The sequence below is a fragment of the Butyrivibrio sp. VCB2001 genome, from assembly GCF_000423965.1.
In the GTDB taxonomy this organism is placed as follows: domain Bacteria; phylum Bacillota; class Clostridia; order Lachnospirales; family Lachnospiraceae; genus Butyrivibrio.
This window is the reverse complement of record NZ_AUIZ01000003.1, coordinates 134,407-149,291: the sequence shown is the minus strand read 5'-3', so window position 1 is coordinate 149,291 and position 14,885 is coordinate 134,407. Positions and strand designations below refer to the sequence as shown.

Annotated in this window: 10 protein-coding genes and 1 other annotated feature; of the genes, 9 read left to right on the top strand and 1 reads right to left on the bottom strand. The window is 46.3% G+C overall.

Annotated features, from left to right (window positions below; translation table 11 throughout):
- Positions 1 to 65 precede the first annotated feature (65 nt).
- The 9 genes from G589_RS0105370 (at position 66) to G589_RS0105330 (ending at position 13,844) form a co-directional block, all read left to right on the top strand.
- Complete coding sequence (locus G589_RS0105370; RefSeq protein WP_026521365.1) at positions 66 to 533, top strand: GAF domain-containing protein; 468 nt, start codon at positions 66 to 68, stop codon at positions 531 to 533.
- A 12-nt stretch (positions 534 to 545) separates the two neighbouring features.
- Positions 546 to 1,616 carry a threonine aldolase family protein gene (locus tag G589_RS0105365; RefSeq protein WP_026521364.1) on the top strand — a complete coding sequence of 357 codons (1,071 nt, stop codon included), beginning with the start codon at positions 546 to 548 and terminating at the stop codon, positions 1,614 to 1,616.
- A gap of 206 nt (positions 1,617 to 1,822) precedes the next feature.
- Positions 1,823 to 3,556, top strand: coding sequence for a peptide ABC transporter substrate-binding protein (locus tag G589_RS0105360; RefSeq protein WP_035775435.1), 1,734 nt, complete (start codon positions 1,823 to 1,825; stop codon positions 3,554 to 3,556).
- Between the two features lie 84 nt (positions 3,557 to 3,640).
- On the top strand, positions 3,641 to 4,576 hold the full coding sequence (locus G589_RS0105355) for an ABC transporter permease (protein ID WP_026521362.1): 936 nt from the start codon (positions 3,641 to 3,643) through the stop codon (positions 4,574 to 4,576).
- Position 4,577: 1 nt separating this feature from the next.
- Positions 4,578 to 5,633 (top strand): ABC transporter permease, encoded by a 1,056-nt coding sequence (locus G589_RS0105350; RefSeq protein ID WP_026521361.1) that lies wholly within the window; start codon positions 4,578 to 4,580, stop codon positions 5,631 to 5,633.
- A gap of 6 nt (positions 5,634 to 5,639) precedes the next feature.
- Complete coding sequence (locus tag G589_RS0105345; protein ID WP_026521360.1) at positions 5,640 to 6,776, top strand: ABC transporter ATP-binding protein; 1,137 nt, start codon at positions 5,640 to 5,642, stop codon at positions 6,774 to 6,776.
- The gene (locus G589_RS0105340) at positions 6,760 to 7,698 is read left to right on the top strand and encodes an ABC transporter ATP-binding protein (RefSeq protein WP_026521359.1); all 939 of its coding nucleotides are present in this window, start codon (positions 6,760 to 6,762) and stop codon (positions 7,696 to 7,698) included. Before G589_RS0105345 ends, G589_RS0105340 begins: the two co-directional genes overlap by 17 nt.
- Before the next feature lie 51 nt (positions 7,699 to 7,749).
- Positions 7,750 to 7,990 (top strand) — a binding site (T-box leader).
- Positions 7,991 to 8,030: 40 nt separating this feature from the next.
- The gene (gene ileS / locus G589_RS0105335; protein WP_026521358.1) at positions 8,031 to 11,222 is read left to right on the top strand and encodes an isoleucine--tRNA ligase; all 3,192 of its coding nucleotides are present in this window, start codon (positions 8,031 to 8,033) and stop codon (positions 11,220 to 11,222) included.
- Positions 11,223 to 11,363: 141 nt separating this feature from the next.
- A complete protein-coding gene (locus tag G589_RS0105330) occupies positions 11,364 to 13,844 on the top strand; it encodes a glycogen/starch/alpha-glucan phosphorylase (RefSeq protein WP_026521357.1) in 2,481 nt (826 codons plus the stop codon).
- Between the two features lie 52 nt (positions 13,845 to 13,896).
- Here G589_RS0105330 and G589_RS0105325 read toward each other — a convergent pair whose 3' ends face one another.
- The gene (locus tag G589_RS0105325) at positions 13,897 to 14,811 is read right to left on the bottom strand and encodes an AraC family transcriptional regulator (RefSeq protein WP_026521356.1); all 915 of its coding nucleotides are present in this window, start codon (positions 14,809 to 14,811) and stop codon (positions 13,897 to 13,899) included.
- Positions 14,812 to 14,885: the final 74 nt, after the last annotated feature.

Here is a 14,885-nt window from a genome sequence, read left to right as displayed (position 1 = left end):
TAGGATAATGGGAGTGATTCCAGGAAACTGAGATCACTCCCATTTTTATTTGGAGGAAAAGATAAATGACTGACTATAAACTTCTTGCAGCGCAGATCAGGTCACTGGCTGAGGATGAACCCAATTACATCCCTGTAATGTCCAACGCATCAGCACTGTTATATGAGAATATGGAGGATCTCAACTGGGCAGGATTCTATATCATGAACAAGGGATCCCTTATGCTTGGACCATTCCAGGGCAAGGTTGCCTGCATCAGAATAGAGCTTGGAAAGGGCGTTTGCGGAACTGCAGCACAGAGCAATGAGACCCAGCTGGTAAAAGATGTTCATCAATTCCCCGGACACATCGCCTGCGATAGCGCATCAAACTCCGAGATCGTCGTTCCTATTCACTCAGAGGGCAAGGTAGTAGCTGTACTCGATATCGACAGTCCGAGCCTTAGCCGCTTTGATGAGAACGATAAAGAGGGCCTTGAACAGTTTGTAAAAGCGCTGGAAGAGACCGTAGATTTTACGGAGCTTACAAGATAACAGGAGATTACCATGGCACAGACCATTTCTTTTTCAAGTGATTACACAAAAAACGCACATCCCAATATCCTTAAAAGACTCCTTGATATGGGCATGGAGCAGAACGTGGGCTACGGCACTGATGATATCTGCAAAAGCGCCGCAGAAAAAATAAAGAAAGCCTGTGAGTGTCCTCAGGCTGAGGTCTTTTTCCTGGTGGGCGGAACCCAGACCAATCAGACCATTATAGATATGCTTCTTAAGCCCTACGAGGGTGTCGTGGCAGCACAGACAGGACACATTGCAGCACACGAAGCCGGAGCCATCGAGTTTTCCGGTCACAAGGTTCTTCCGCTTCCTGCAAAGGGAGAGGAGACAGACACAGAGAAATACGGCTCAAACATCGGTAAGATTTCTGCAAAAGAGCTAAAGGCATACCTTTGCACTTTCTTTGGCGATGATAACCATGAGCATATGGTATTTCCCGGCGCTGTGTACATTTCTCACCCCACTGAGTACGGAACTCTTTACACCAAGAAAGAGCTTCAGGACATATCCGCTGTCTGCAAGGAGTATGAGATCCCTCTTTTCCTGGACGGAGCAAGGCTCGGATACGGTCTTATGAGCAAAAGAACTGACGTCACATTGAAAGACATTGCAGAGCTGACAGATGTCTTTTACATAGGAGGAACCAAGGTTGGAGCGATGTTCGGAGAGGCGGTCGTGTTTACAAAGGGCGGAAAGCCAGCTCACCATGTCCCGATCATCAAACAGCACGGAGCGCTTCTTGCCAAGGGATGGCTTCTTGGGGTTCAGTTCGATGAGCTCTTTACCGATAACCTCTACTTTGATATAAGCAGAAACGCCATTGATATGGCAGAACTTCTGCGAGAGAACCTCAGGGAAAAGAACTATGAATTCTTCCTTGATTCACCCACAAACCAGCAGTTCATCATTATAGACAATGACAAGCTGGAAGAACTGGGCAAGAATGTAGGCTACAGTTTCTGGGAGAAATATGATGATACTCACACAGTCATAAGACTTGCCACAGACTGGGCTACAACTAAAGAAAATATCGATACTTTGATGGAGTATCTGTAAAAGTTTATCAAAAACCAAGGGCATTCGCTAAACGGCGGATGCCCTGTTTTTATGGGTTTCTGCTTTGTCCGTTAGGCGCGTTGAAGTAAATACGGTTTAAAGTGCTAAAGTTTTTGTTGACATTTACTGCAGTGAGACCTTACTATGGTTAATATACATCAATTGTATACATGTATAAGCATTAATTTCACTAGGAGGATATAAGTATGAAGAAAAAGTTTTTGTCAGTCATGCTGGCTTCAGTAATGGCCATGAGCATGATCGGATGCGGAAGCTCAGCTGTAAGCGGCGTTGCTGAACAGGCACCTGAGCAGACTCAGAGCACAGATTCCGCACAGCCTGCTGATACAGCAGCTACAGATGCTGCAGAGGCACCGGCAGGTGAGGGTTCAGGAGAGGACCTTAACGTAATGCTTGAGACACCTGTTGAGTCACTTGACCCACAGCAGGCAACAGACGGTACATCATTTGAGGTTATCGCAGATTACACAGACGGTCTTATGCAGATGGATGCAGACGGACAGGCAGTTAATGCTATAGCAGAGAGCTATGACATTTCTGAGGATGGTCTTACATATACTTTCCATCTTCGCGCAGATGCTAACTGGAGCAACGGCGAGCCTGTAACTGCAAACGACTTCGTATTTGCATGGCAGAGAGCAGTTGATCCTGAGATCGCTTCAGAGTACTCATACATGCTCAGCGATATCGGACAGATCGTTAATGCTCAGGAGATCATCGACGGAACCAAGGATAAGTCAGAGCTCGGTGTAACAGCTGTTGATGACAAGACACTTGAGGTTAAGCTCAATGTTCCTGTCAGCTACTTCCTCAGCCTTATGTATTTCCCAACTTTCTATCCTGTAAACCAGGCTTTCTATGAGAGCGTTGGCGATACATTTGCGACAAGCCCTGAGACAACTCTTTCAAACGGCGCATTCGTTCTTGATGATTATCAGCCTGCAGCAACAGCTATCCACCTTACCAAGAACGCTGATTACTACAACGCAGACAGCGTTAAGCTTGCAGGACTTAACTACCAGGTTATCCAGGATTCACAGCAGGCTCTTATGAGCTACCAGAACGGTGACCTTGATACAACTCTTGTAAACGGTGAGCAGGTTGATCAGGTTAAGGATGACCCTGCATTTACTGCAATCGGTGCAGGATATCTCTGGTACATCAGCCCTAACATCAAAGAGGTAAAAGAGCTTGACAACCTCAACATTCGTCTTGCTCTTACAATGGCACTTAACCGTGAGGCCATCACAACAGACGTACTTAAGGACGGTTCAGCTCCTACATTCACAGCAGTTCCTATGGACTTCGCAGCAGGCCCTGACGGATCGGATTTCTCAGAGGATCAGACAAGATTCCAGGATGTATGCAGATATGATGCAGCAGCTGCTGCTGATTACTGGGCAAAGGGACTTGAGGAACTCGGAATCACAGAGCTCAACCTCACAATGATCCATGATGCAGATGATGCACCTATCAAGGTTGCACAGGTTGTTAAGGAGCAGCTTGAGACTACACTTCCCGGACTTACTGTTGATCTTCAGCAGATGCCTAAGAAGGAGAGAGTTGAGCGTATGCAGGAAGGCGAGTTTGAGATCGCTCTTACACGTTGGGGACCTGACTACGCAGATCCTATGACATACCTTGGAATGTGGATCACAAACAACTCAAACAACTACGGTTTCTGGAGCAATGCTGAGTATGATTCAATCATCGCAGATTGCACAACCGGTGAGACAGCTATGGATCCTACAGCTCGTTGGGCAGCACTTTACGATGCTGAGAAGATCGTAATGGATGAGGCAGTTATCTTCCCTCTTTACACACAGTGCAATGCTGAGCTTATCTCCACCAGCGTTTCAGGAATTGAGTTCCACCCTGTAGCTCTTAACAGAGTATATAAGAACGCAGTAAAGAACTGATAGATTAAAAGAACTTTCAGCGCGGGGATGGATTATTGACAGCTATCCGTCCCCGCGTATATTTTCCTTTTTGTTGGGGTAGTCATGAAAAAATACGTACTTAAGCGAGTGGTCACAGCTATATTCACACTGCTTGCCATCACACTTATTCTCTTTATTCTGATGCAGCTGATGCCGGGTTCTCCTTTCAACGACGAGAAGCTAAACGACACACAGAGAGCTGCGCTTTATGCCAAATACGGCCTGGACAAACCAATCGTTGTCCAGTTCTTTCAGTATGTCTTTAATATGTTCAGAGGAGATCTGGGGGTTAGCTACAAGATTTCCAAGAACACACCGATCACGCAGCTTATCGCTTCAAGACTTCCTATCTCCATCGGAGTTGGTTTTGCAGCAGTAATGATAGGCGCGCTTATAGGTCTTTTGCTGGGGCTCCTTGCTGCCTTTAAGAAGGACACAATCTGGGATACTCTGGCAACAATCATATCGGTTATCGGTGTTTCAGTGCCATCCTATGTGTTCGCGCTGGCACTGTCTTACCAGTTCGGCTTCAAACTCAAATGGTTTCCAATGCTGTTCTCCGCCAAGGATGTGATAGGATCCAGTGTTCTTCCGTCAGTTTCGCTCTCAATGTTTACCATGGCCTCCATTGCCAGGTTCACAAGAGCAGAGATGATAGAGGTTCTGGGTTCAGACTATATGCTCCTTGCAGAGTCCAAGGGCCTTTCAGGCAATAAGCTGATCTTCAGCCACGCCCTGAGAAACGCTCTTATTCCCATCATAACGGTGCTGGCACCACTTATCGTTGACCTTATGACAGGTTCCCTTGTTGTGGAAAAGATCTTTTCCATCCCGGGAGTTGGGTCACTACTTGTAAACGCAATTCAGTCTAATGACTATAACGTTGTTATAGCCCTTAGCTTTATATATTCAGCAATGTACATCGGGATAATGTTGGTGGTGGACATCCTCTACGGCATAATCGATCCGAGAATCCGTGTAGCAAAGGAGGGCGACTGATATGGCAGATACAGCAGCAGTAGTAAAAGAGCCTTACGTTCCCACTGAAGCGGATTTCAAATTAAAGAACAACACTGAGGACATCCTCGTTGATTCAAACTTTGCCTCCCAGAGCTTCTGGAAGGAAGTCGTTGCCAGATTCAAAAAGAAAAAGAGCGCGGTATTTGGCCTGTTCTTCGTGCTGGTCATCACCTTCTTTGCTTTCGTCGGACCTGTGATGAACGACTACACATATTCGGGACAGGATCTTTCGAAAAAGAACCTTGCACCGAGAATCCCTATCATCGAATACACGGGAATGTTCGACGGCCATGAGAATATTTCGACGACATCAGGTACAAAGACAATAAATCTGTACTTCGAAAATAAGCTCGCAGATACCTTCTACTGGTTTGGAAGCGACAACTTCGGAAGAGATATCTGGACCAGAACCTGGTCGGGAGCGCAGGTTTCACTCATCATCGCAGTGGCAGCGGCCATCATCGATATGATCATCGGCATGAGTTATGGCCTTATTTCCGGATACTTTGGCGGAAAGGTCGATATGGTGATGCAGAGGATCCTGGAGATCGCCAACGGAATTCCAAGGCTTGTTATCGTAACACTCCTTCTTCTTGTATTTAAGCCCGGTATGCTCACCATCATCGTGGCACTGATGCTCACGGAGTGGGTTGGAATGAGCCGTATCGCCAGAGCTGAGATGCTAAAGCTTAAAGAACAGGAATTTGTTCTGGCATCAAGGACTTTGGGTGCAGGAAGCATGCACATCATTTTCAGTGAAGTACTGCCAAACATCATCGGACCTATCATAACTCAGGTTATGTTCTCTATTCCTACAGCTATTTTCACAGAGGCCTTTCTTTCCTTTGTGGGACTTGGAATACCGGTGCCTAGATGTTCTCTTGGATCTTTGATCTCAGAAGGCTTTAACAGCTTCACAACCCATCCGTACCAGATAATACCGCCAATTGTGGTTATGGCTCTCCTGATGCTGAGCTTTAACCTGGTGGCAGACGGCCTCAGAGAAGCCCTTGATCCAAAGCTTAAGGAGATGTGATCACAGATGAGTGAAGAAAAGAAACGTGAAAAAATACTTGATGTCAAAGATCTCGACATCACCTTTGAGACTACGGCAGGAAAAGTTCATGCCATCAGAGGAGTAAATATAGATCTCTACCAGGGTGAGACTGTAGCCATCGTCGGTGAGTCCGGCTCAGGAAAATCAGTAACCATGCGTGCTGCAATGGGAATCCTTGCCAAGAACGCAGTGGTAAACAAGGGGGAGATTATCTACAGATACCGTGACAATGTGGGCGGAATCGACTACAACCCTGAAGATGATGCAAATGCAGTCTGGAAGGAAGCCGATATCCTGAAGATGGACAAGAAGTGGATCAGAAAGCATATCAACGGCCGAAGGATCGCCATGGTCTTCCAGGATCCCATGACCAGTCTTGACCCTACAATGACCATCGGTAAGCAGATCATGGAAGGCATGATCTGGCACTACAAGATTGATAAAAAGGATGCCTATAACAGAGCCGTAGGACTTCTTAAGGAGGTTGGTATCGAGGATGCGGAAAAGAGAATGAAGCAGTACCCTCACCAGCTCTCAGGCGGAATGAGACAGAGGGTAGTAATTGCCATTGCTCTTTCCTGTAACCCGGATCTTCTTATCTGTGACGAGCCAACAACAGCGCTGGATGTTAATATCCAGGCCAAGATCCTTGAGCTTATCAAAAAGGTACAGAAGGAAAGAGATATCGCAGTAATCTATATCACTCACGACCTTGGCGTTGTGGCTAAGGTTGCCGACTATGTAAACGTAATGTATGCCGGCAAGATCGTAGAGGTAGGAAATATAAACGAGATATTCTACGATCCAAGACATCCGTATACCTGGGGACTTTTATCAGCTATGCCTGACCTTGGCACTGATGATGACAGGCTCTATACAATTCCCGGTTCTCCGCCAAACCTTCTCCATGAGAAGGAGGGAGATGCTTTTGCACCGAGAAATGCTTATGCTCTTGAAATTGATGATAAGCTCGAGCCTCCTATGTTCCAGATAACAGAGACTCACTCGGCAGCCACATGGCTCCTTGACCCAAGAGCACCCAAGGTAGAGATGCCTGTTGAATTAAAAAACAGGATTGAGAGAATGAAGAAGGAGGCGCAGGCAAATGGCAGCAAACTATAATGCAGAGCCTCTTTTGGAGGTAAAGGGACTTAAGCAGTTTTTCCCTGTAAGTAAGACCTATACCGTTAAGGCGGTCGACGACGTCAGCTTTAAGGTTTATCCAGGCGAGACCTACGGCCTTGTAGGTGAGTCCGGATCGGGTAAATCCACCATCGGAAGGAGCATCATAAGGCTCTATGATCCCACAGAAGGATCGATCAACTTCTGTGGAATGGATATTTCCGGCAAGATGTCCAGAGAGACCAAAAACAACCTGCGTCGCCAGATGCAGATGATATTCCAGGATCCTATGGCATCCTTAAACCCAAGAAAGAAGATCAAGGACATCATTGGCGAGGCGCTTGATATCCATAATGATTACAAGTTCAAGGCTGAGAAAGATGCCAAGATCGAGGCAATCCTTCAGAAGGTAGGACTTGCCAAAGAGCATGCTGACAGATATCCGCATCAGTTCTCCGGTGGACAAAGGCAGAGGGTAGGAATCGCAAGAGCCCTTATCCTTAATCCCAAGCTGGTCATCGCAGATGAGTGTATATCAGCTCTTGACGTATCCATTCAGGCTCAGGTAGTAAACCTGATGAAGGATATTCAGGAAGAGCTTGGAACAGCATATCTGTTCATAGCCCATGATCTTTCCATGGTAAAATACATCTCCGACAGGATCGGTGTTCTTCACCTTGGGCACCTTCTTGAGACGGGAACCACAGATGAGATCTTTTCCAATCCGGTTCATCCCTATACGAAGAGTCTTTTATCCGCGATCCCGATTCCCAATCCGGAGCTTGAGAAGAACCGCGAAGTCATAAACTATGACTACAAGACGTCGGGAATCGATTATACCAAGGGCACAGACCACCTGGTTGACGGCACACACTTTGTTAAGTGTACCGACGAAGAATTTGCTACCTGGACAGGGAAATAATCTCTTGCATATTTTTTGATAAGGTAGTAGAATGTGTGCATTAAATCGAATAAAAAAGCTATGACGAAGACAGTAGGCTCTACTGAAAGCATCCAGAGAGCTGCCGGTTGGTGAGAGGCAGTGCGAGTAAGAGATGACCGAAGATCACTTCCGAGCTTCAGGATTGAAAGCATAAGTAAGTAGAGCCTGACGTGAATCTCCACGTTAGAGAGAAGCGTATTCAACCGGATTTCCGGCGCGTATGTGTAAACAGGTGGTATAACGAGAGTACATTATTGGCCTCGTCCTTTTTACAAAGGACGGGGCTTTTTCATTATTGAAAGGAGCTCAAGATGTATAACAAAGTCGAAACCGATATGAACTTTGTCGGAAGAGAGAAAAAAGTTGAGGAGTTCTGGAAAAAAGAAGACATATTCCAGAAGAGCGTTGATACCCGCAGTCAGGGCGAGATGTATATGTTCTATGACGGACCGCCTACAGCTAACGGTAAGCCACATATCGGACACGTTTTAACACGTGCCATCAAGGATATGATCCCTCGTTACAGAACCATGAAGGGATATACTGTTCCCCGTAAGGCTGGATGGGACACACACGGTCTTCCTGTTGAGCTTGAGGTTGAGAAGATGCTTGGCCTTGACGGCAAAGAGCAGATCGAAGAGTACGGAATGGAGCCCTTCATCAAGAAGTGCAAGGAATCCGTATGGAAATATAAGGGAATGTGGGAGGATTTCTCCGGCACAGTTGGATTCTGGGCTGACATGGAGCACCCATATATCACATATGATGACAACTTTATCGAGTCTGAGTGGTGGGCTCTTAACGAGATCTGGAAGAAGGGCCTTCTTTACAAGGGATTTAAGGTAGTTCCTTACTGCCCTCGCTGTGGAACACCTCTTTCATCTCACGAGGTTGCACAGGGCTATAAGACATTAAAAGAGCGCACAGCGGTTGTTCGTTTCAAGGTTGCAGGCGAGGATGCATACTTCCTTGCATGGACAACAACACCCTGGACACTTCCTTCAAACATCGGTCTTTGCGTAAACCCTGATGAGAAGTACGTCAAGGTTAAGGCAGCAGACGGCTATACATATTATCTGGCTGAGGCCCTTGCTGATACTGTTCTTGGCTCACTTGCCAAGGAAGAGGGACAGAAGGCCTATGAAGTACTTGAGACATATGTAGGTACAGATCTTGAGTATAAAGAGTATGAGCCTCTTTACCAGTGTGCTAAGGATGAGGCTGACAAGCAGCACAAGAAGGCATTCTTCATCTACTGCGACAACTACGTAACTATGTCAGATGGTACAGGTATCGTACATATCGCTCCTGCATTCGGTGAAGACGACGCAAGAGTTGGACGTAAGTATGACGCTCCGCTTGTACAGATGGTTGATTCAGAGGGTAGACTTAAAGAAGAGACACCTTTTGCCGGATACAGATGTAAGCCCACTCAGAAGGAGATGGATGAGGGTGCGATCAGCGCAGATCCTGAGGTACTTAAAGACCTCGATAGCAGAAGCCTTCTCTTTGCAGCACCTAAGATGGAGCACGATTATCCTCACTGCTGGAGATGCTCAACTCCGCTCCTGTACTACGCTCGTTCATCATGGTTCATCAAGGTTACAGAGGTTAAGGATGACCTTATCCGCAACAATAAAGAGATCAACTGGGTTCCTGAATCAATCGGTAAGGGAAGATTCGGCGACTGGCTTGAGAACATTCAGGACTGGGGTATCTCCCGTGACAGATACTGGGGAACACCTCTTAATATCTGGGAGTGCGATGACTGCGGCCATCAGCTTTCAGTAGGTTCAAGGAAAGAGCTTGCTGAGCTTTCCGGAGATCCTGCTGCTGAGACAACAGAGCTTCACAGACCATACATCGATCAGTTCGAGATCACATGTCCTAAGTGCGGCAAGAAGATGCACAGGGTAAAAGAGGTTATCGACTGCTGGTTCGATTCAGGAGCAATGCCATTTGCACAGCTCCACTATCCATTTGAGAATAAAGAGCTCTTTGAGAAGCAGTTCCCTGCTGAGTTCATCTCAGAGGCTGTAGACCAGACAAGAGGATGGTTCTACTCACTGCATGCAGAGGCTACACTGCTCTTCAACAAGCCTGCATTTAAGAACGTTATCGTTCTTGGTCTTGTTCAGGACGAGAACGGACAGAAGATGAGTAAGAGTAAGGGTAATGCGGTAGATCCTTTCGAGGCTCTTGAGAAGTACGGTGCAGATGCGATCAGATGGTACTTCTATACAAACTCAGCTCCATGGCTTCCTTCACGTTTCTCCGGCGATGCGGTTATGGAGGGACAACGTAAGTTCCTTGGAACTCTTTGGAACACCTACGCATTCTTTGTACTTTATGCAAACATCGATGGTTTCGATGCTGCTGATTATAAGCTTGAGCTGGATAAGCTCACAGTTATGGACAAGTGGCTTCTTTCCAAGCTTAACAGCTGTGTAAAGGCTGTTGACGAGAACCTTGCTAATTACAGGATCCCTGAGGCAGGCAAGGCACTTGATAACTTCGTTGACGAGATGAGCAACTGGTATGTTCGCCGCAGCCGTGAGAGATTCTGGGCTAAGGGAATGGAGCAGGATAAGATCTCTGCTTACATGACTCTTTACACAGCTCTCGTAACCGTTGCCAAGGCAGCAGCTCCTATGGTTCCTTTCATGACAGAGGAGATCTATCAGAACCTTGTAAGAAACAGCTTTAAGGATGCGCCTGAGAGTATCCATCTCTGCGACTTCCCTGCTGTTGATGAGAGCCTTATCGACACCAAGCTTGAGAAGGACATGGAAGAAGTCCTTGATATCGTAGTTCTTGGAAGAGCAGCAAGAAACGCAGCAAACATCAAGAACCGTCAGCCTATCGGCCAGATGTACGTAAAGGCTGAGCAGACTGTAGGTGAGTTCTACACAGATATCATCAGAGAAGAGCTCAATGTAAAGAATGTAGCCTTCACAGATGACGTAAGAGACTTTACAAGCTACAGCTTCAAGCCACAGCTTAAGACACTTGGACCTAAGTACGGCAAGAACATCGGTGCTATCAAGGCATACCTTGAGGGACTTGATGGAAATGCCACAATGGACGAGCTTAATACTAACGGTAACATCAAGTTCACTGTTAATGATGTAGATGTTGAGCTTGTTAAGGACGACCTTCTTATCGAGATGGCTCAGAAAGAGGGCTTCATTTCTCAGGAGAACTGGGGAATCACTGTTGTCCTTGATACAAACCTCTCTGAGGAGCTTATCAACGAAGGATTCGTTCTCGAGGTTATCAGTAAGGTTCAGACCATGCGTAAGGACTCAGGATTTGAGGTTATGGATCACATCAAGGTTTCTCTTAATGGCAATGACAAGCTTGCTGAGATCGTCAAGGCCAATGAGAGCAGCATCTCAACCAAGGTTCTTGCAAACGAAGTTGTATACGGCTCTGATGTTGCAAATGCAAAAGAGTGGGATATCAACGGCGAAAAAGTTACAATCGGCGTAGAGAAAGTCTGATATAAAAAAGCCAATGGGGGCTGTCCGCAATGTGGACAGCCCTTATTTTGCGCTAATTTACCGAATGTTTATAGAAATGAACATTTATTTGCGGTAAAATAGAGAAGTGTGAAATAAGTAACTGTTCTTTTAGGAGGTAACATGAAGAAGAAAAAGCTTTCTTTTGACAAGGATCTTTTCAAGAGAAGTGTCCAATACAACGTAAAGACCCTTTACAGAAAGACTATGGATGAGGCTACACCTCAGGAGCTCTATCAGGCTTCCGCGTATGCCATCAAGGATGCCATAGTAGACCACTGGATGACTACTCAGAAGGCAGCAGCCGAGCAGGATCCGAAGATTGTATATTATATGTCCATGGAGTTTTTGATGGGAAGGGCATTTGGTAACAATCTTATAAATCTCCAGGCATACAAGCCTGTCAAGGAAGCCCTTGATGAACTTGGAATAGACGTAAACCTTGTGGAGGACCAGGAGCCCGATCCGGCCCTTGGAAACGGAGGCCTTGGAAGACTTGCAGCGTGCTTTTTGGATTCCCTCTCCACCTTGGGATACATGGCTTACGGCTGTGGAATCCGCTATAAATACGGCATGTTCCGCCAGAAGATCAGGGACGGATATCAGGTTGAGGCTCCCGATAACTGGCTTGAGAACGGCAATCCCTTTGAGCTTAGAAGAAATGAATATGCCAAGGAAGTTAAGTTTGGCGGCTATGTAAACATGAAGACTGACGACCGCGGAAGAACCGTGTTTGTTCAGGAAGGATATCAGGTTGTTAAGGCGATTCCTTACGATCTGCCTATTGTTGGATACGGAAACGGTGTTGTTAACACCTTAAGGATCTGGGATGCGGAGCCTGTTCAGTGCTTCCAGCTGGATTCCTTCGACAAGGGAGATTATCAGAAGGCTGTAGAGCAGGAAAACCTTGCAAGTCAGCTCTGCGAAGTCCTCTACCCCAACGATAATCATATTGCAGGAAAAGAGCTAAGACTTAAGCAGCAGTATTTCTTTATCTCTGCGTCTGTTCAGACCGCAATCAAGAGATATTTAAAGTCTCATGATGACATCAGAAAGTTCTACGAGAAGGCGGTATTCCAGCTCAACGATACACACCCGACAGTGGCTGTCGCAGAGCTTATGAGACTTCTCATGGATGAGTATTACCTCTCATGGGATGAGGCTTGGGAAGTAACCTTAAAGACCTGCTGCTACACCAACCACACCATCATGGCAGAAGCTCTTGAGAAGTGGCCGGTAGATCTTTTCCAGAGACTTCTTCCAAGAATCTATCAGATAGTAGATGAGATCAACAGAAGATTTGTTGATCAGATCATGCGTAAATACACAAATCATGCCGGAATAGATGTTCAGGCCAAGATCAGAAGCATGGCAATCCTCTATGACAACCAAGTTAAGATGGCTCACCTTGCCATTGTCGGAGGTCATTCAGTAAACGGCGTTGCCAAGCTCCACACAGAGATCCTTGAAAAGAGAGAGCTCAAGGACTTCTACGAGATGATGCCCGAGAAGTTCAACAACAAGACCAACGGTATCACTCAGAGAAGATTCCTCTTACATGCTAATCCTCTTCTGGCTGACTGGGTTACAGAGAAGATCGGCGATGGCTGGATCACAGATCTGTCCGAGATGGACAAGCTCAAAGCCTTTGTTAATGACAAGAAGGCTCTTGAGGAGTTCATGGATATCAAGTATCAGAACAAGAAGCGCCTTGCAGCCTATATCAAGGAGCACAACGGCGTTGAGGTTGATCCCAAGTCTATCTTTGATGTACAGGTAAAGAGACTTCACGAGTACAAGAGACAGCTCCTTAATATACTTCAGGTTATCCACAAATATAATGATATCAAGGCTCATCCGGGCAAGGATTTCTATCCTAAGACCTATATCTTCGGAGCAAAGGCAGCAGCCGGATATCTTACAGCCAAGCTTACGATCAAGCTTATCAACTCAGTAGCTGATGTTGTAAACAATGATCCTGATATCAAGGGCAGACTCAAGGTCGTATTTATTGAGGACTACAAGGTATCAAACGCAGAGCTTATCTTTGCTGCAGCTGACGTTTCAGAGCAGATCTCTACAGCAAGTAAAGAGGCTTCCGGAACCGGTAACATGAAGATGATGCTCAACGGAGCAGTAACACTTGGAACCATGGACGGAGCCAATGTCGAGATCGTTAACGAGGTCGGCGAAGAGAACGCAGTTATCTTCGGTCTTACTTCTCAGGAAGTTATGGACTATGAGAGAAACGGCGGATACAATCCGATGGATATCTACAACAGCAATCCTAACGTTAAATCTGTTCTGGACAAGCTTGTTGACGGTACATTCTCAGAGGACAGAGAGCTCTTCAGACCGCTCTATAACTGCCTGCTCAACACCATCAACTCCAACAAGGCAGACCAGTACTTCATTCTTAAGGACTTCGAGGCATACCTCGAGGCTCAGAGAAAGATAACTGACGCCTATGCAGACAAGAAGCGCTGGGCTAAGATGGCACTGATGAACACAGCTTGCTGCGGTAAGTTCTCATCAGACAGAACCATCCAGGAATACGTTGACGAAGTTTGGCATCTGGACAAGCTTCAGATTGAAGTTAAATAAGATCATCAGAAATAAGAAGGCCCTCCACTATAGAAGTGGAGGGCTTTTTTGATCAATTTGGATCGTTGGATTCAAGGTGCCTTTCCTCAATGAGTTTTTCTACCTGCAACAGGTGCTCCTTGTTAGCTGCCTGAGTATCGCTCTTTGGCAGGGATTTCCTGTACTGGGAGGGCGATAGTTTCTTTTCCTGGCGGAAGGCCTTGGAAAATACCAGTGGATCGGAATATCCGCAGGAGATGGCGATGGACTCTATGGGGAGCTTTGTAAGCTGCAGCAGTTCCACTGCCTTGGCTATTCGGTAGCTGGTCAGGTACTGCTGAGGGGATATCCCAAGGCTCTTTTCAAAAAGAGTGTACAGATAGCTCCTGTTGATGCAGACATAATTAGCTATATCCGAGACCTTGATGGGGTTGCAGTAGTTGCTGCGAATGTAAGCCTGTGCCTTGGTCACATAGTCGTTGGCACTTCCGGAGTCACTTTTTGCAGTAACACTGATGCCGGAGGCTATGACGGAGAGGAACATGGAGAGAAGGCCGTTTCTTCGAAGAACATCCTCTACACTGAAGGTGTTGTGGTCCATCATGTCTTTTACCAGGTCATAGATATCCTTGGAGGCTGTGCTCTTAAAGACCGGCTGGTTGACCGAAAGACCCAGCTGGGAGACGATCGCTTCTGCTCTTTTTCCGCCAAAACCAACCCAGGCATAGGTCCATGGGTCTTTTTCATCTGAGACGTAATACGCGAGCTCGTCCGGAACGATCAAAAAGCCGTATCCTTCCTTAAGGGGATAGGTCTTTCCGCCAATCTGGAACTTGCCCTTTCCGCTTAAGCAGTAGTGGATCATGAAATGCGGCTTAAGAGCAGGGCCGAAGCTGTGTCCGGGCAGAGTCTTTGAGAGTCCGCAGCAATATACGTAAAGGTCATCTGATTCTTCTGTGTTAAATAGTAGTTTATATGCTTTTTCCATAGCTTAATTGTAATATGCAAATTGTGAGCTTTTCAAGTGGGGGCAATTGTGTTTTCCGCAGTTTTACTGTACAA

Bases quoted from the DNA above. Each gene is read 5' to 3' on its own strand.
- G589_RS0105345 (WP_026521360.1), top strand. From the start codon at position 5,640: ATGAGTGAAGAAAAGAAACGTGAAAAAATACTTGATGTCAAAGATCTC.
- G589_RS0105360 (WP_035775435.1), top strand. From the start codon at position 1,823: ATGAAGAAAAAGTTTTTGTCAGTCATGCTGGCTTCAGTAATGGCCATG.
- ileS (WP_026521358.1), top strand. From the start codon at position 8,031: ATGTATAACAAAGTCGAAACCGATATGAACTTTGTCGGAAGAGAGAAA.
- G589_RS0105330 (WP_026521357.1), top strand. From the start codon at position 11,364: ATGAAGAAGAAAAAGCTTTCTTTTGACAAGGATCTTTTCAAGAGAAGT.
- G589_RS0105370 (WP_026521365.1), top strand. From the start codon at position 66: ATGACTGACTATAAACTTCTTGCAGCGCAGATCAGGTCACTGGCTGAG.
- G589_RS0105365 (WP_026521364.1), top strand. From the start codon at position 546: ATGGCACAGACCATTTCTTTTTCAAGTGATTACACAAAAAACGCACAT.
- G589_RS0105350 (WP_026521361.1), top strand. From the start codon at position 4,578: ATGGCAGATACAGCAGCAGTAGTAAAAGAGCCTTACGTTCCCACTGAA.
- G589_RS0105355 (WP_026521362.1), top strand. From the start codon at position 3,641: ATGAAAAAATACGTACTTAAGCGAGTGGTCACAGCTATATTCACACTG.
- G589_RS0105340 (WP_026521359.1), top strand. From the start codon at position 6,760: ATGGCAGCAAACTATAATGCAGAGCCTCTTTTGGAGGTAAAGGGACTT.
- G589_RS0105325 (WP_026521356.1), bottom strand. From the start codon at position 14,811: ATGGAAAAAGCATATAAACTACTATTTAACACAGAAGAATCAGATGAC.